The sequence below is a fragment of the Hahnella aquatica (SeqCode) genome (assembly GCF_965194505.1).
GTDB lineage: Bacteria > Pseudomonadota > Gammaproteobacteria > Burkholderiales > Burkholderiaceae_A > Hahnella > Hahnella aquatica.
Genome location: NZ_OZ239144.1, coordinates 1,620,012 through 1,635,081, shown reverse-complemented (window position 1 = coordinate 1,635,081; position 15,070 = coordinate 1,620,012). Strand labels below are relative to the sequence as shown.

General features: G+C 66.4%; 16 protein-coding genes. 14 read left to right on the top strand and 2 right to left on the bottom strand.

Features of this window, described 5'->3' with window-relative positions; all coding sequences use genetic code 11:
- Position 1 precedes the first annotated feature (1 nt).
- Together glcE and glcF are read left to right on the top strand one after the other, a co-directional pair.
- Positions 2–1,138: a glycolate oxidase subunit GlcE gene (gene glcE, locus AC8GDA_RS08470; protein WP_506556094.1), complete on the top strand. Its 1,137-nt coding sequence runs from the start codon at positions 2–4 to the stop codon at positions 1,136–1,138.
- A 24-nt stretch (positions 1,139–1,162) separates the two neighbouring features.
- On the top strand, positions 1,163–2,392 hold the full coding sequence (gene glcF / locus AC8GDA_RS08465; RefSeq protein ID WP_506556093.1) for a glycolate oxidase subunit GlcF: 1,230 nt from the start codon (positions 1,163–1,165) through the stop codon (positions 2,390–2,392).
- Here glcF and AC8GDA_RS08460 read toward each other — a convergent pair.
- The gene (locus AC8GDA_RS08460; protein ID WP_506556092.1) at positions 2,389–3,543 is read right to left on the bottom strand and encodes an anhydro-N-acetylmuramic acid kinase; all 1,155 of its coding nucleotides are present in this window, start codon (positions 3,541–3,543) and stop codon (positions 2,389–2,391) included. The two genes, glcF and AC8GDA_RS08460, sit on opposite strands and share 4 nt — an antisense overlap.
- Before the next feature lie 14 nt (positions 3,544–3,557).
- Entirely contained in the window at positions 3,558–4,865 is a 1,308-nt protein-coding gene (locus tag AC8GDA_RS08455; RefSeq protein WP_506556091.1) for a peptidoglycan DD-metalloendopeptidase family protein, read from the bottom strand.
- Between the two features lie 35 nt (positions 4,866–4,900).
- On the opposite strand from AC8GDA_RS08455, the gene tyrS reads away from it, so the two are divergent.
- From tyrS to AC8GDA_RS08395, 12 genes are read left to right on the top strand one after another with little or no spacing between them, the layout of a single operon-like run.
- Positions 4,901–6,121, top strand: a complete 1,221-nt coding sequence (tyrS, locus tag AC8GDA_RS08450) for a tyrosine--tRNA ligase (protein WP_506556090.1) — start codon at positions 4,901–4,903, stop codon at positions 6,119–6,121.
- On the top strand, positions 6,118–7,167 hold the full coding sequence (locus AC8GDA_RS08445) for a COX15/CtaA family protein (RefSeq protein ID WP_506556089.1): 1,050 nt from the start codon (positions 6,118–6,120) through the stop codon (positions 7,165–7,167). Before tyrS ends, AC8GDA_RS08445 begins: the two co-directional genes overlap by 4 nt.
- Complete coding sequence (glyA, locus tag AC8GDA_RS08440; protein ID WP_506556088.1) at positions 7,160–8,404, top strand: serine hydroxymethyltransferase; 1,245 nt, start codon at positions 7,160–7,162, stop codon at positions 8,402–8,404. The genes AC8GDA_RS08445 and glyA overlap by 8 nt, the downstream gene beginning before the upstream one ends.
- A gap of 18 nt (positions 8,405–8,422) precedes the next feature.
- Positions 8,423–8,896 (top strand): transcriptional regulator NrdR, encoded by a 474-nt coding sequence (nrdR, locus tag AC8GDA_RS08435; protein WP_506556087.1) that lies wholly within the window; start codon positions 8,423–8,425, stop codon positions 8,894–8,896.
- A 21-nt stretch (positions 8,897–8,917) separates the two neighbouring features.
- A complete protein-coding gene (gene ribD, locus AC8GDA_RS08430) occupies positions 8,918–10,063 on the top strand; it encodes a bifunctional diaminohydroxyphosphoribosylaminopyrimidine deaminase/5-amino-6-(5-phosphoribosylamino)uracil reductase RibD (RefSeq protein ID WP_506556086.1) in 1,146 nt (381 codons plus the stop codon).
- A 36-nt stretch (positions 10,064–10,099) separates the two neighbouring features.
- Positions 10,100–10,771, top strand: coding sequence for a riboflavin synthase (locus tag AC8GDA_RS08425; protein WP_506556085.1), 672 nt, complete (start codon positions 10,100–10,102; stop codon positions 10,769–10,771).
- 49 nt (positions 10,772–10,820) lie between these two features.
- The gene (gene ribBA, locus AC8GDA_RS08420; RefSeq protein WP_506557228.1) at positions 10,821–11,858 is read left to right on the top strand and encodes a bifunctional 3,4-dihydroxy-2-butanone-4-phosphate synthase/GTP cyclohydrolase II; all 1,038 of its coding nucleotides are present in this window, start codon (positions 10,821–10,823) and stop codon (positions 11,856–11,858) included.
- 19 nt (positions 11,859–11,877) lie between these two features.
- A complete protein-coding gene (ribH, locus tag AC8GDA_RS08415) occupies positions 11,878–12,366 on the top strand; it encodes a 6,7-dimethyl-8-ribityllumazine synthase (RefSeq protein ID WP_506556084.1) in 489 nt (162 codons plus the stop codon).
- A complete protein-coding gene (nusB, locus tag AC8GDA_RS08410) occupies positions 12,356–12,838 on the top strand; it encodes a transcription antitermination factor NusB (RefSeq protein WP_506556083.1) in 483 nt (160 codons plus the stop codon). The genes ribH and nusB overlap by 11 nt, the downstream gene beginning before the upstream one ends.
- Before the next feature lie 2 nt (positions 12,839–12,840).
- Positions 12,841–13,905: a thiamine-phosphate kinase gene (thiL, locus tag AC8GDA_RS08405; RefSeq protein WP_506556082.1), complete on the top strand. Its 1,065-nt coding sequence runs from the start codon at positions 12,841–12,843 to the stop codon at positions 13,903–13,905.
- Complete coding sequence (locus AC8GDA_RS08400; protein ID WP_506556081.1) at positions 13,895–14,470, top strand: phosphatidylglycerophosphatase A family protein; 576 nt, start codon at positions 13,895–13,897, stop codon at positions 14,468–14,470. Before thiL ends, AC8GDA_RS08400 begins: the two co-directional genes overlap by 11 nt.
- Entirely contained in the window at positions 14,467–15,036 is a 570-nt protein-coding gene (locus tag AC8GDA_RS08395; RefSeq protein WP_506556080.1) for a CinA family protein, read from the top strand. Before AC8GDA_RS08400 ends, AC8GDA_RS08395 begins: the two co-directional genes overlap by 4 nt.
- Positions 15,037–15,070 lie beyond the last annotated feature (34 nt).

The window sequence follows — 15,070 nt, the reverse complement described above, 5'->3', positions numbered from 1 at the left end:
GATGGGCCTCTCCCACGACACAGCCGACGCCTCGGCTGCCGAATGGATCCGACAGGCGCGCGATCAAGTGGCCCAGGCACGGGCCCAGACCAGCACGCTTCGCATCGAGGGCCACGGCAGCAAATCCTTTTATGGTGAGCCGCCCCAGGGCGATGGCGTGCTGCAGACCGCCACCTACTCGGGCGTGGTGAACCACGACCCGACCGAGTTGGTGGTGGTGGTGAGGGCCGGCACGCCCATTGAAACCCTGGAGTCGGTGCTGGCTGAGAAACGCCAGCGGCTGGCCTTTGAGCCCCCAAGGTTTCATGGCGCGGTCGCGGGCCGGGGCACGGTGGGCGGCATGGTGGCCTCGGGCCTCTCGGGCCCGGGCCGATTCGCCGCGGGGCCTTGCCGAGATTTTGTGTTGGGCATGACCGTCATGGATGCCGATGGCCAGTTGATGCGCTATGGTGGCACGGTCATGAAGAACGTGGCGGGCTACGACCTGTCGCGTTTGCACACCGGCGCCATGGGCATTCTGGGGCTCATTCTGGATGTCGCCCTTAAGGTTCTCCCTGAGCCCGCGGCATCGGCCACCGTGCAACTGCCGATGGCCCAGGCGGAGGCCCTCGAGCGCGTGAATGCCTGGTCTGCCGAGCCACTGCCCTTGTCGGCCACGGCCTGGTTGCCCAATCAGGGCGGCCAGCTTCACCTGCGTTTTGCGGGGGCCGCAGCGGCAGTGTCTTCAGCCGTGGAGCGATTTGGCCATGAGATGGCCCAGGATCAGGCCAAGGCATTTTGGCTGAGCCTGCGGGATCAAACCCATGGGGTCTTTGCGCTGCCCGAGCCCCCGTTCTCGCTTTGGCGGGTGAGCCTGCCCACCCGTGCCGATGTCTTCCCGTTGGGCGAGACCCTGCTCACGGAGTGGGGCGGTGGCCTGCGATGGGTGCGGGCCAGTGAGTCCGCCACGGCCGTTCGATTGGCGGCCACGCAATTGGGGGGGCATGCCACCCTGTACCGGTCCTCATCGGAGGCTTCACGGCAGGCGGGTGTCTTTACCCCGCTGTCGCCAGCCCTGGGCGGCATTCACCAGCGGCTCAAGCAAGAGCTCGACCCCGCGGGGCTTTGGAATCCTGGCCGGCTGCTGCCCGGCCTCTGACACGCAACGAGGCACAAGACCAACATGGACGTTCAACTGGCCAGCTGGGTGGCAGGCACGAAGGCCGGCACCGAGGCGCAAGACATCCTTCGCCGGTGTGTCCACTGTGGCTTTTGCACCGCCACCTGCCCCACTTATCAACTGCTGGGCGATGAGCGTGATGGTCCGCGCGGCCGCATCTATCTGATCAAGGACATGCTCGAGGGGCACACCGTCACCCAGCAGACCCAGACCCACCTCGATCGTTGCCTGACCTGTCGCAACTGCGAGACCACCTGCCCGTCTGGGGTGGCCTATGGCCGTCTCGTGGACATCGGCCGCGAGCTCGTCGAGTCAAGGGTGAGCCGGCCCTTGTTGCAGGGCCTGCTGCGAGGCCTGCTGCGCTGGGGGCTCACCTCGGCCTGGTTTGCACCCGCCTATCGGCTGGGCCAGGTCTTTCGCCCCCTCATGCCATCGGCCTTGAAGGCCAAACTGCCGCGCGCGGCCGCACCAGGCGCCTGGCCCTCGCGCCAGCATGCGCGCCGCGTGTTGCTGCTCAAGGGCTGCGTGCAGCCCACCATGTTTCCCGCGATTGATGCAGCCACGGCCCGCGTGCTCGATGCACTGGGCTTCTCCGCAGAGGTGGTTGGTCGATCGGGCTGCTGTGGTGCCGTCAAGCACCACCTGGCCGATGCCCACGGGGCACTGGAGGATGTGCGTCGAAATGTGGACGCCTGGTGGCCCGAGGTCCAGAAGGGCGACGTGGCCGCCATCGTGGTCAATGCCTCTGGCTGCGGTGTCATGGTGAAGGACTACGGCCACTTGCTCAAGGACAACCCCGCCTATGCCGATCGTGCGGCGAAGATTGCGGCCTTGGTGAAGGACCCCATTGAACTCCTGGCCGAGCACCAGGCGGCCCTGGTGGCCCTGGTCTCAAGTTCGGGTCGGCCCGCCCAGCGTGTGGTCTATCACCCGCCGTGCACCCAGCAGCACGGCATGCAGATTCGTGGCCAGGTGGAGACCCTGCTCAAGGCGTTGGGGGCAGAGCTCGCGCCGGTGACCGACAGTCATTTGTGCTGTGGGTCGGCAGGCACCTACTCGGTGCTTCAGCCCACCATCTCCAAGGCGCTCTTGGCTCGGAAGGTCTCGGCCTTGTCTGCGCCGTCTCCTGAGGTGATTCTCTCGGCCAATGTGGGCTGCATTGGGCATCTGGCGGGTGGCACCGACATTCCGGTGCGCCACTGGCTGGAGTGGCTCGACGACAGGCTGGCCTAGGCCGGCGCCCAACAGCCCAGCAGTCGGGGCCCCTGGGCCCCCGTCACCGCGGGCACATTTCCCGGCAGGCCCTGGTGAAGCCGCCAGGCCAACCATCCGAACGCGGCCGCCTCGATGTCCTGGCTTGGCCAGCCGAGTGCATCGGTGGTGCGCACGGGCACGGGCACGCGGCGTGAGAGGGCCTGCATGAGGGCGTCGTTCTTCGCACCGCCGCCACAAACCCAGAGGGCTTGCAGGCCGGGGGGCAGGGCCTCGGTCACGGTGTCGACAGTCAGCGCCAGCAGGGTGGCCTGCACATCCACGGGGGCCAGGCGGCTGCCGGCCTCGCCAAGCGCCTGAATCTGACGCGTCAGCCACGCCAGGTGGAAGTGGTCTCGGCCCGTGCTTTTGGGCGGTGGCCTTTGAAAAAAATCATCGGACTTGCACTGGGCCAGCAGGGCTGGGCAGGCCGTGCCCTGGGCCGCCCAGGCGCCGTGTGGGTCGAAGGGCTTGCCCATGTGGCGCTGCGCCCAACGGTCGAGCAGGGTGTTGGCGGGCCCAGTGTCAAAGCCCACGAGGGTCTCGGGAATCAGGCGGCCTTCGGGGGGCTGATCGCCGCCCGCCCCACCATCTTGCGTGGCTGCCCGCATCTCAAAGCAGCTGATGTTGGCAATGCCGCCCAGGTTGAGCACCGCCACGGCGCCTGCGGCGGCCGGCGCCTGCCTCGACTGGCAGACCATGGCGGCATGAAAGGGCGGCACCAGTGGTGCCCCTTGCCCGCCCGCGGCAATGTCTCGGTTTCGAAAGTCGAAGGCCACGGCAATGCCTGTGCGCTCGGCCAGTCGGGGTGCATGCAACAACTGAAGGCTGTAGCCCTGGGTGGGTGCGTGACGAACCGTCTGGCCATGGACGCCGAGGGCGGTGATGGCCTGTGGCGCAAGCCCCGTGCGGCCGAGGAGGTCTTTCACCAGGTCTGCCACGGCATCTGAGAGCGCCACGCCCGCCCGCGCGGCGGCATCGAGGGCAAGCGGTGTGTTGTCCTCGAGAAGGCTGGCCAGCTGCGATTGGAGGTTGGCCGGCATGGGGTGGGAACAGCTCTCGATGCGCTCCATGCGATCGGGCTGGCAGTCGATCAGGCAGGCATCGAGCCCATCGAGGCTCGTGCCGGTCATGACGCCGATGAATCTCAAGGGCTGGGCGCTGTCGCCGTGTTGACGCTGTCGAGCAGCGAGAGCCGCTTGCGCAGGTCTTCTGCCACGGCCTGGAAGGCCACGAGGTCGGCCCCTTTGAGGCTGGGCACTTGGGGGTTCTCCTTGGCGATCTTGGTGGGATCGACCGAGCGGCCTTGGACACGGAATTCATAGTGCAGGTGTGGCCCGGTGGCCCAGCCGGTGGCGCCCACATAACCGATGACCTCGCCCATGCGTATCTGCTGCCCCTTCCTGGGCCGGCCCGCGTAGGCCGACAGGTGGGCGTAATAGGTGCTGTAGCGTTGGTTGTGTCGAATCTCGATGGCATTGCCGTAGCCGCCGTTGCGGCCAACCTCGACAATCGTGCCGTCGGCAACCGAGCGCACCGGTGTGCCGATGGGCGCTGCGTAGTCCACGCCACGGTGGGCCCGCGGGTCGCCAAACAGCGGGTGCAGCCGGAAGCTCGAGAAAGTCGAACTCACCCGGGTGTAGCGAAGGGGGGCGGCCAGGAAGCCGCGCTTGACCGACTTGCCTTCTGCGTCGTAGAAGTTGCCACGCTTGTTGTCGGCCGTGCTAAACCGCATGGCCTCGTAGGTTTCTCCGGAGGCCTCAAAGCGAACCGCAATCAGCCGGTAGTCGCCGATGTCCCGGCCGGCCACCTTCTCGGTCTCGAAGATGACGCGGATCTTGTCGCCGGGGTTGACCTGCCGGCGGAAGTCGAGGTCGGATTCAAAGAGGCTCACGATCTCATCGGTGATGCCATCGGGCACGCCCGCCTGGTCCATGGCCCCGAAGAAGGAGCTGCCCACCACCACCGAGCGGTGCTCCACCTGGCGTTCGGTTCCAAGGCGCGCCGTGCGAATCTCAAACTTGTTCTCGCCCGCCCGCTCCACCACCCAGGCATCCATCCCATTGAGCAGTTGGAGCCGCAACAGGCGGCCTTGGAGGTCGGTGTGGACCAGGGCAATGCGCCCGCTGTTGGCCCTGAGCACGGCCGGTGCCTGCCGATCCTTGTTTAGGAAACGCAGCGCCTCCGGGTCGCGCACACCCATGCGGGAGAGCAGGCGTTCGATGTTGTCGGTGGCGCGGACCTCATCCTCCCTGGCGAGTTCGAGCCCGTGGGCTGACAGGGCCTCGATCTGGGCCTCGAGCGAGGGCAGGGGAATGGCCTGAACGGTGGGGGTGGCCAATGCCCGGGACTCGGCCTCCGACAGGGGCGAGACGCCAAGCGCCGTGATCAGCGCCATGGCCAAGCCAAAGCCGGTGGAGCCGAAGATCCAGGTCTTTCGAGCGCGCGGGGTCATCACAAGTAAAATTCTAGCTTTTAAGCGGCCAGACCATGTCCATTGCTTCGCTGTCTCCCGGGGTTTCTCATGCCTTGACTGTCATTGGCCGGGGAGCCGATGACATCCTTGTGGCATCCGAGCTCGAGGAGAAATTGGTGCGGTCGGAGCAGACCGGGCTGCCCTTGCGGGTCAAGCTTGGCCTGGATCCCACCGCGCCAGACCTGCACCTGGGCCACACGGTGGTGCTCAACAAACTGCGCCAGTTTCAAGACCTCGGCCACCAGGTCATCTTTCTGATTGGTGACTTCACGGCGCTCATCGGAGACCCCACCGGGCGCAATGCGACCCGCCCACCCCTCACGGCGGAAGAAATCGCGGCCAATGCCAAGACCTACTTCGAGCAGGCCAGCCTCGTGCTCGACCCCGCAAAGACCGACATTCGGCGCAATTCCGAGTGGTGCGAGCCCCTGGGCGCCACGGGCATGATCCGTCTGGCAGCCCAGTCCACCGTGGCCCGAATGCTCGAGCGGGATGACTTCACCAAGCGCTACAAGTCGGGCTCCCCCATCTCGGTGCACGAATTCCTGTATCCCCTGATGCAGGGCTACGACTCGGTGGTCTTGAAGGCCGATGTCGAGCTCGGTGGCACCGATCAGACCTTCAACCTGCTCATGGGCCGCGAACTCCAGCGCAATGCGGGCCAGTCACCCCAGTGCGTGGTGACCATGCCGCTGCTCGAAGGCCTCGACGGGGTGGAGAAAATGAGCAAGAGCAAGGGCAATACGGTGGGCATCACCGATGCCCCGGAGGACATGTTTGGCAAGCTCATGTCGATCAGTGACACCCTGATGTGGCGCTACTACTTGCTCTTGTCCCGCAGAAGCCTGCTCGAGATCGAGGCCCTGCAGGCCGAGGCCCAGGCGGGCCGCAACCCCCGAGACATCAAGGTCGACCTCGCCCTCGAACTGGTGGAGCGATTTCACAGCCGCTCGGCTGCGCTGGCGGCCTTGGCCAGCTTCGAGGCGCGCTTCAAGCAGGGCGAGGCCCCCGCCGACCTCGCGCTGATTCGACTTGGTGCGGGCCCGCTCGGGGTCGTTCAGGTGCTCAAGCAGGCGGGACTGGTGCCCTCGAATGCAGAGGCCTTTCGCAACATTGAGCAGGGTGGGGTGCGGGTCGACGGCAGTCGGGTTGAAGACCGTGGTCTGTCGCTTCAGGCAGGGCAGTATGTGGTGCAGGTTGGCAAACGGCGATTCGCCAAAGTGGAGATCGAATGAATTCCCGCACACGTCAATTTCTACGGGTGGCGGTGGCCACCATTGCCGCAGTCTATTTTCTGATCCTCGTGGGCGGCACCGTTCGGGCCACCGGCGCTGGCATGGGCTGCCCCGACTGGCCCACCTGCTTCGGAAAGCTCATTCCGCCCACCCAAGAGGCACAGCTGCCGCCCGACTGGCGGGTGCGCTACGCCGCGCGTGGCTACGACACGGCCGACTTCGATCCGGTGAAGACCTGGACCGAGTTTGTCAATCGACTGGTGGGGGTGACCATCGGTCTCATGTCGATCGCCACCGTGGCCCTGGCCTGGCGCATTCGGGCGCAGGGGGCTGTGGTGTTCTGGGCGGCCTTGGGAGGCCTGTTCTTTGTCTGCCTCAACGGCTGGATTGGCTCCATGGTGGTGGCGAGTAACCTGCGGCCGGTCATGGTGTCCTTGCACATGACGGGGGCCTTCCTGGTGCAGATGTGTTTCATCTACGCGGTGGTCAAGGCCACCGCCTCGCGCTGGCAGGGCGAGGGCCCGAGCGGCCGGGCGCCGCCGCCCGACCCGGTTGCAGCGGTTCCGTATGCAGCCCTGCCGAGCTGGTTTCGGCAGTTGGTGCTCTGGAGTCTGGCGGCCCTGACCCTGCAGATTTTTCTTGGCATTCAGATTCGCGAGAGCGTCGACCTCATCGCCCGGGCCGCCCAAGATGTGGGTCGCGCCGACTGGATCGAGGCCGTGCCCTACGTCTTGTATGTGCATCGGTCGTTTTCTTGGGTGGTCTTGGCCTTGGTGGCCTGGCTGGTCTGGCGGGTGATTCGATCGCCCCATGGCCAGGGGCCGCTCGGGCGCATGGTCTGGCTGCTCCTGGCCTTGGTCGTCTTTGAGATGCTGCTGGGTGGCGCGCTCAATCACCTGGGCTTTCCGCTGGTGGCCCAGCCGATGCACCTTCTGACTGCCCATCTGATTTTTGGCATGCTCTGGTTCTTGTGGTGTGCGCTTGCGCCATCGAAGGCCCCTGCTGTGCCGCTGTCTCAACCCTCTTACAGGACATCCCATGTTTGACCGTGCCCAGACCTATACCCAGACCGACCCAGACCTTGCTGCAGCCATTGCGGCCGAGCATGCCCGACAGGAGGCCCACATCGAGCTGATCGCCTCCGAGAACTATGCGAGCCCGGCGGTCATGGCGGCACAGGGTTCTCAGCTCACCAACAAGTATGCCGAGGGCTACCCAGGCAAGCGTTACTACGGGGGCTGCGAGCATGTGGACGTGGTGGAGCAGCTGGCCATCGATCGCCTCAAGCAGCTCTATGGCTGCGAGGCCGCCAATGTGCAGCCACACTCTGGGGCGCAGGCCAACACGGCTGTGTTTCTGGCCTTTCTGAACCCAGGCGACACCATCATGGGCCTGTCGCTGGCCGAGGGTGGCCACCTCACCCATGGCATGGCGCTCAACATGTCTGGCAAATGGTTCAAGGTGGTGCCCTATGGCCTCAATGATCGTGAAGAAATCGACTACGACCGCATGGAGGCCCTGGCCCGTGAACACCGGCCCAAGCTGCTGATCGCCGGTGCCTCTGCCTACTCGCTCAAGACCGACTGGGCCCGTTTTGCCAAGGTGGCCAAGGAAATCGGTGCAATCTTCATGGTCGACATGGCCCACTACTCCGGCCTGATCGCCGCCGGTGTCTATCCGAGCCCGGTGCCTCATGCCGATGTGGTCACCTCCACCACCCACAAAAGTCTTCGCGGCCCCCGTGGCGGCATCATTCTCATGAAGGCCGAGTACGAGAAGGCCATCAACAGTGCGATCTTTCCTGGGGTGCAGGGCGGGCCGCTCATGCATGTCATCGCGGCCAAGGCTGCCGCCTTCGGCGAGGCGCTGGAGCCCTCCTTCAAGGTCTACGGCCAGCGCATCATCGACAACGCCCAGGCGCTTGCCGGGGCCCTGGTGGGGCGTGGCCTGCGAATTGTGTCGGGACGCACCGAGAGCCATCTCATGCTGGTGGACCTGCGGGCCAAGCAGGTCACGGGCAAGGCGGCCGAGGCCGCCCTGGGCCGGGCCCACATCACGGTGAACAAGAACGCCATTCCCAACGATCCTGAAAAGCCGATGGTCACCAGCGGCATCCGGCTCGGCACGCCCGCCTGCACGACCCGCGGCTTTGGGACCGAGGAGATGGTGCTGGTGGGCAAGCTCATTGCCGATGTGCTCGAGGCGCCCGAGGATGAATCGTCCATTGCCCGTGTGCGGTCCCAGGTGGAAGCGCTGACCGCCCGTTTCCCCGTGTACCGCTGACCCCTCGGGCCACAGCAGATGCGATGCCCGGCCTGCGGTTCATCGGACACCCAGGTCACGGACACCCGCCTCTCCGAGGATGGCTACGAGATTCGCCGCCGCCGTCGCTGTCTGGCCTGCGACCGGCGCTTCAAGACCATGGAGCGCCTCGAACTCTCCTTGCCTTCGGTGGTCAAGAAGGATGGTTCACGCAGCGATTTTGATGCGAGCAAGCTCAAGGCCAGCATGGGGCTGGCGCTGCGCAAACGCCCCGTCTCCATGGATGTGCTCGACCAGGCGGTGCGCATCATCGAGGAGCGCCTGGCGGCCTCCGGGGAGCGCGAGGTCTCGAGCCAGTTCATCGGCGAGCTGGTCATGAAGGAGTTAAGGCGGCTCGACAAGGTCGCCTACGTTCGCTTTGCCTCGGTCTATCGAAGCTTCGAAGACATTGCCGAGTTTGAAGCGCTGCTCAAAGAGGTGGGCCCCCGCAAGGGTGGCCGCACCCCCCGCTAGTGTTCGCAGGCTGCTCATCACATGTTTGATGCCGCCGACATGGGCCACATGCAGCAGGCCCTGGCCCTGGCCGAAAAAGGCCTGTGGACGACCACGCCGAATCCGCGGGTGGGCTGTGTGCTCGTGCGTGAGGGTCAGGTGGTGGGCGAGGGATGGCATGCCAAGGCAGGCGGCCCCCACGCGGAGGTGGTGGCCCTGCAGCAGGCGGCTGAGCGGGCCCGCGGCGCCACGGCCTTCATCACCCTGGAGCCCTGCGCCCACATCGGCCGCACCGGCCCGTGCACAGAAGCCCTGATTCGTGCGGGGGTTGCGATGGTGGTCGTGGCCACGGAAGATCCCAACCCACGCGTGTCGGGGCGCGGCCTCGCACGCCTGCGAGAGGCAGGCCTCGGGGTGCGTGTGGGCCTCTTGTCGGAGCAGGCACAGGCCCTCAATGTTGGCTTTTTCAAGCGCATGCGCACTGGCCTGCCCTGGATTCGAATCAAGTCGGCGGCATCACTCGATGGCCGAACAGCCCTTGTGAACGGCCAGAGCAAATGGATCACCGATGCCGCCTGTCGGGCCGATGGCCATGCGTGGCGTGCGCGGTCGTGTGCAGTGCTCACCGGTGCGGGCACCTTTGCACAAGACCAGCCCCTGCTCAATGTGCGAGAGGTGCCCACCGACCGGCAGCCCATGCGGGTGTTGCTCGACGGCCGCCTTGTGGCCGACCCAGACGCCCCCTTCTTTCGACTGCCAGGCGCCGTGCTGCTCACGGGCGCAGCCCTGGATGCGCCGGCCGCAGCCGATCGGCTCGCCCGGCTCCAGGCCCGCGGCTGCAAGGTGGTGCAGCTGCCTGCTGATGACGACGGCGCCAATGGTCGTCGCCTGAACCTTCGAGTGGTCTGCGAATGGCTTGCCGAGCAGGGCTGCAATGAAGTGCAGGTGGAGGCCGGAGCCCGGCTGACCGGCGCCTTTCTGGCCCATGGTCTGGTGGACGAGTGGCTCCTCTACCAGGCCCCGGTGGTGCTGGGGGAGGGGCGTGGACTGGCCGAGCCGATGGCGGCGCTCGCCCAGCCGAGTGACGCGCCGCGCTGGCGGGTGCACGATCTCGCGCGTCTTGGCGACGGGATTCGACTGGTCATGCGTGCGCCACGCACGCTCGATGTCGCCCCGACATCGCCCTAATCGCGCCCCGACGCACGCAGTCGATACACTGGCGCCATGTTCACGGGAATCGTTCAGGCCATTGGTCGCATTGAAGAGGTGGTGCCGCAGTCGTTGGCTCAGCCAGGTGCTGCACAGCAGGCTTGGTCGGATGCCCAAGGCCTGCGGCTCCTGGTGAACTGGGGCGGCCTGGATGCCTCCGACGTGAACGAGGGTGATTCGGTGGCCATCAATGGGGCCTGCATGACGGTGATTCGGCCCGATGAACATGGCTTTGCGGTGGACATCTCTCGAGAGAGCCTCAACCGAACCGTGGGCCTAGACGCTCCAGGCCCGGTGAACCTCGAAAAAGCCTTGCGCTGGTCGGACCGGCTCGGTGGCCATCTGGTCTCTGGCCATGTGGACGCCGTGGCCACGGTGGTGGCCGTGACGCCCCGAGATGAGTCGGTGGGCCTCACCGTTCGCGTGCCTGCTGAACTCAGTGCCTTCCTGACCGAGAAGGGCTCGGTGGCCCTGCATGGGGTGAGCCTCACCGTCAATCAGTTGCGTGACCACGATGCGGGCACCGACATCGACATCAACCTCATTCCGCACACATGGAATCACACCACGCTGTGCGGCTGTCAGCCGGGCGACGGCCTCAATGTCGAGGTCGATCCCATGGCCCGCCAGATGGCTCGTCTGCTGGAGCGGCTCCAGGTTCGACAATCGGGCGGGCAGCGTGTCTGAGCCACTGCAGCCCATTTCCGATCTCATCGCGGCCATTCGGGCGGGTGGCATGGTGGTCTTGGTGGACGACGAAGACCGCGAGAATGAGGGCGACCTGGTCATGGCGGCCGACGCTGTTACGCCCGAGGCCATCAATTTCATGGCCCGGTTTGGACGTGGCCTGATCTGCCTCACCCTCACGGAAGCCCGCTGCCGTCAGCTTCAACTGCCCATGATGGTTCACGAGAACCGCTCGGCCCATGCCACCGCATTTACGGTGTCCATTGAAGCCGCCCGGGGGGTGACCACCGGCATCAGTGCGGCAGACCGTGCAGCCACCATTCTTGCTGCCGTGGCGCCTGCAGCCAAGCCCGAGGACCTCGTTCAGCCGGGTCACATCTTTCCCCTGATGGCCCAGCCCGGTGGCGTGCTGGCCCGCGCCGGCCACACCGAGGCCGGCTGCGACCTCGCCCAGTTGGCGGGCCATTCCCCGGCGGGCGTGATCTGCGAGATCCTGAACGACGACGGCAGCATGGCCCGCCTTCCAGACCTGCGCGCCTTTGCCAAGGCCCACGGCCTGCCACTGGGCAGCATCGCAGACCTCATCCACCACCGCACCGCCCATGAGAGCCTTGTGGAGCGGGTGTCGGAGGAGCCTGTCCGCATCATGGGCGCAGACTGGCGACTGGTGGCCTTTAAGGACCGTGCCATGGGCCAGCCCCACCTGGCCTTGGTCAAGGGTGTGCCCGACCCCACGAGCATTTGTTTGGCCCGCGTGCATGAACCCTTCACCGTGCTCGACTTCTTCGAGGAGGCGGGCCGTCACAGCTGGCCACTGCAGCAGGCGATCTCGCACCTGGCGGCGCAGCCCGAGCCCGGCGTGCTGGTGCTGCTCAACTGTGCGGCCGGGGCCGACCGGCTCTTTGAACAACTGCAGCACCGCCAGCCCAAGGCCGGTGCGAGTTCGGCCCTTCGCAACTATGGGCTTGGGGCCTCCATTCTTCGTGACCTGGAAGTTCGCAAAATGATTCTGCTGGCCCAGCCCAGGAAGATGCCCAGCATGGCGGGCTTCGGCCTGGAAGTGCTGGGCTATCGCCAACCCGATTGAAACCAAGAGAGGACTCCCCATGAGCAGTGTTCAACGTGTCGCACCGAGCCTGGAGGCCGAGGGTCTTCGGATGGCCGTGGTCGTCTCTCGCTTCAACCAGGACATCACGCGTCGTCTGGAGGCCGCTTGTCTGGCGGCCCTGCAGCAGGCTGGGGTGGCCGAGGACGACATCGTCGTCTTCTCGGTGCCGGGCGCACTGGAGATTCCGCTCGTGCTGGCGCAGCTCGCCGAGACAGGCCAGTTCGATGGCCTGATCGCCTTGGGTGCCGTGGTGCGCGGCGAGACCTATCACTTCGAGGTGGTCTCCAATGAATCTGCGGCGGGCATTGCCCGGGTGTCGCACGACCTGCAGGTGCCGATCGCCAATGGCGTGCTCACGACTGACACCGACGCACAGGCCTTGGCGCGGGCCGATGAGAAGGGCCGCGACTGTGCCCTGGCGGCCATCGAGATGGCCAATCTCATGCTCGCCATTGACGAGCAGTTCGGTTCGGACGATGACCAGTAGTCAGGCCACTGGCCGCCCACCGGCTGGCGCGCGCGGCAGCGGCCGCGGCACGCGCCGGCTCTCGCGACTCTTGGCGGTGCAGGGCATTTACCAGCACCTGTTGGCGGGCGAGCAGGCCGCGGTCATTCAGACGTATCTGGAAGAGTCGGAGGAGCATGCGAGTTGCGATGCCGCCTACTTTCAAGACTGCCTGCATGGCGTGTTGTCTGCCCGTGATGCCCTCACGGCTGCGCTGCTGCCTGCGTTGGATCGGCCCCTGGTGCAGGTCTCTCCGGTGGAGCAGGCCATTCTGCTGTTGGGATGCCACGAGCTGCAGCAGCATCCCGAGGTGCCCTATCGGGTGGTCATCAACGAGGCCGTGGAACTGAGCAAATCATTGGGGGGCAATGAGGGCCACCGGTATGTCAACGGCGTGCTCGATCGTCTGCTTCCGAGCCTTCGCCCGCATGAGTCGCGAGATGCGGCCGGCTGACCGTGGCCGTTGAATTCGGCCTCATTCGAGATCACTTTGGCCGACGCGCGGCCGCCTGGCCTGGCCCGGCCTTAGACCATCCACAGGCCCTGGGCATCGGAGACGATGCAGCCTTAATCCGGCCATTGGCCCCCGGGGAGCAGCTCGTGGTGGCGGTCGACACCATGGTCGAGGGGCGCCATCACCGCGCCGATGTCGATCCCGCCGCCTTGGGCCACAAGCTGTTGGCTGTGAATCTCTCAGACCTTGCGGCCATGGGGGCGACCCCCTTGGGCTTTACCCTCTCGTTGGCCCTTCGGGCCCGCCGACACGATTGGCTCGAGGCCTTTGCCGAGGGCCTCTTTGGCCTTGCGCGCCAGACGGGCTGCAGTCTGGTGGGTGGCGACACGGTCTCCTTACCGGCCGACGCACCCGAGGTCTACACCGTGTCCATCTACGGCACGGTTCCCTTGGGCACTGCCCTGCGGCGAGATGGACTGGTGCCTGGCGATCGGCTCTGGGTGTCGGGCAGCCTGGGCGATGCGAGCCTGGCCGTGGCCGAGGGCCGATCGGACCCGGCACTGGACTGGCCCTGCCCGAGGCTCGCGCTGGGGGCGGCCCTGCGTGGCCTCGCCCATGCCGCGATCGACCTCTCCGATGGCTTGGCCTCTGAACTGGGGCATGTGGTGGCCGCTTCGTCTGCCCGCCGTGGTGATGCCCTTCAGGCCGCGGTCGACCTCACCGCCTTGAGCCACTGCCTGGGCCCTCAGCTGCAGGCCTCGCGGGCCTCGCAATTTCAGGCGCCCCTCGACAAAGCACGTTGGGCCGCCGCCAGTGGCGATGCCTATGAACTTCTCTTTGCTGCCCCGCCCAGCGCAGATGCAGCCCTTGCAGCCCTGTCGGTGGAACTGGCACTGCCCCTGCACTGCATTGGCGAGGTGCTGACCCGAGGCGACGGCGGTCCGCCGGTGGCTTGGCTGGATGCAGATGGCCATCCCCTGGGGCCGGAAGCCAGTCCGACCCAGGGCTTTGCCCATTTTTCGCAGCCCGACGAGGCGTCGCAGCAACGGGGTGGCCATGGCCGATGAGAAGGCCCAGGCGGCGCCCGAGCCGGTGGCCGGCCCGATTGCCCCCGGGGAGGTGTTCCTGCGCCACCCCGCGCACGTGCTGGCCTTTGGATTTGGGTCGGGCCTCTCGCCCATGGCCCCGGGCACGGCTGGCACCCTCTGGGCCTGGGCCAGCTTTGTGGTCATCGATGCCTTTGTCCCGCGGGGGTTTTGGCCCTGGCTGCTCATGGTGGGCCTGGTCGTGGGCATCTGGGCCTGCGAGAAAACGGGCCGAGCCTTGCGCCAGCCCGACCACGGTGCCATGGTCTGGGATGAGATCCTGGCCTTCTGGCTGGTGCTGGCCTGTCTGCCGCATCCGGAGGATCCAGAGGTGGCCTGGGCCACCCAAGGCATGCCCATTGGCGTGCTGCAGCTCTTGGCCTTTGGGCTGTTTCGCGGCTTCGACATCCTCAAGCCGCCGCCCATCCGGTGGGTGGACCGACGATGGAAGGGCGGTTGGGGCGTGATGGCCGACGACCTGGTGGCCGCCGCGTTCACGCTCATGGCGGTGGCGGTGCTGCTTCGCATCTGGTGGTGGCTGGCATGACCACGACCGAGCGGCCGCTTCACGCGGACTTTGATGTTTCACCCCGTGAGGCCTTGCTTCTGGGCCTGGCCCTGGGCTGGGCAGCCCAGCGCCAAGGGGCGTCGATTGGCCTTGTAGAGTCGTGCACTGGCGGCCTGGCGGCGAGCTGGGTGACCCGGCTGGCGGGGTCGAGCGCCTGGTTCGAGGCCGGCCTCGTGACCTATTCCAACGCCATGAAAACGCGCCTGGTGGGTGTGCCCACTGAGGCGATCGCGCAACAGGGTGCGGTCAGTGAGGTGGTGGCGCGGGCCATGGCCAGTGGGCTGGTGGCGGTGTTGCAGCCGGCAAGGCCACAGGTTTGTGTGGCGGCCATCACCGGCGTGGCTGGCCCGACCGGTGGCTCCGCGGCCAAGCCTGTGGGAACCGTTTGGTTTGGCTGGGCTGGCCAGGGGCAGGCCCTGGCCGGGGTCAGGGCCCAGCGCGTGCAATTTGCGGGCGAGCGCATCCGTGTGCAACGACAATCGGCCTGGTGGGCCCTGGCTGGGCTGACCAGTTGGCTGATGGCCAAGCCGGCCCGGGTGCCCTAGCCTGCAAGACCACTTGAATACTGTCTTTTTATAC

What these genes read in the sequence shown, in the direction of transcription:
- glcE (WP_506556094.1), top strand. Translation starts at nt 2, where the DNA reads ATGGGCCTCTCCCACGACACAGCCGACGCCTCGGCTGCCGAATGGATC.
- glcF (WP_506556093.1), top strand. Translation starts at nt 1,163, where the DNA reads ATGGACGTTCAACTGGCCAGCTGGGTGGCAGGCACGAAGGCCGGCACC.
- AC8GDA_RS08460 (WP_506556092.1), bottom strand. Translation starts at nt 3,543, where the DNA reads ATGACCGGCACGAGCCTCGATGGGCTCGATGCCTGCCTGATCGACTGC.
- AC8GDA_RS08455 (WP_506556091.1), bottom strand. Translation starts at nt 4,865, where the DNA reads ATGACCCCGCGCGCTCGAAAGACCTGGATCTTCGGCTCCACCGGCTTT.
- tyrS (WP_506556090.1), top strand. Translation starts at nt 4,901, where the DNA reads ATGTCCATTGCTTCGCTGTCTCCCGGGGTTTCTCATGCCTTGACTGTC.
- AC8GDA_RS08445 (WP_506556089.1), top strand. Translation starts at nt 6,118, where the DNA reads ATGAATTCCCGCACACGTCAATTTCTACGGGTGGCGGTGGCCACCATT.
- glyA (WP_506556088.1), top strand. Translation starts at nt 7,160, where the DNA reads ATGTTTGACCGTGCCCAGACCTATACCCAGACCGACCCAGACCTTGCT.
- nrdR (WP_506556087.1), top strand. Translation starts at nt 8,423, where the DNA reads ATGCGATGCCCGGCCTGCGGTTCATCGGACACCCAGGTCACGGACACC.
- ribD (WP_506556086.1), top strand. Translation starts at nt 8,918, where the DNA reads ATGTTTGATGCCGCCGACATGGGCCACATGCAGCAGGCCCTGGCCCTG.
- AC8GDA_RS08425 (WP_506556085.1), top strand. Translation starts at nt 10,100, where the DNA reads ATGTTCACGGGAATCGTTCAGGCCATTGGTCGCATTGAAGAGGTGGTG.
- ribBA (WP_506557228.1), top strand. Translation starts at nt 10,821, where the DNA reads ATGGTGGTCTTGGTGGACGACGAAGACCGCGAGAATGAGGGCGACCTG.
- ribH (WP_506556084.1), top strand. Translation starts at nt 11,878, where the DNA reads ATGAGCAGTGTTCAACGTGTCGCACCGAGCCTGGAGGCCGAGGGTCTT.
- nusB (WP_506556083.1), top strand. Translation starts at nt 12,356, where the DNA reads ATGACCAGTAGTCAGGCCACTGGCCGCCCACCGGCTGGCGCGCGCGGC.
- AC8GDA_RS08400 (WP_506556081.1), top strand. Translation starts at nt 13,895, where the DNA reads ATGGCCGATGAGAAGGCCCAGGCGGCGCCCGAGCCGGTGGCCGGCCCG.
- AC8GDA_RS08395 (WP_506556080.1), top strand. Translation starts at nt 14,467, where the DNA reads ATGACCACGACCGAGCGGCCGCTTCACGCGGACTTTGATGTTTCACCC.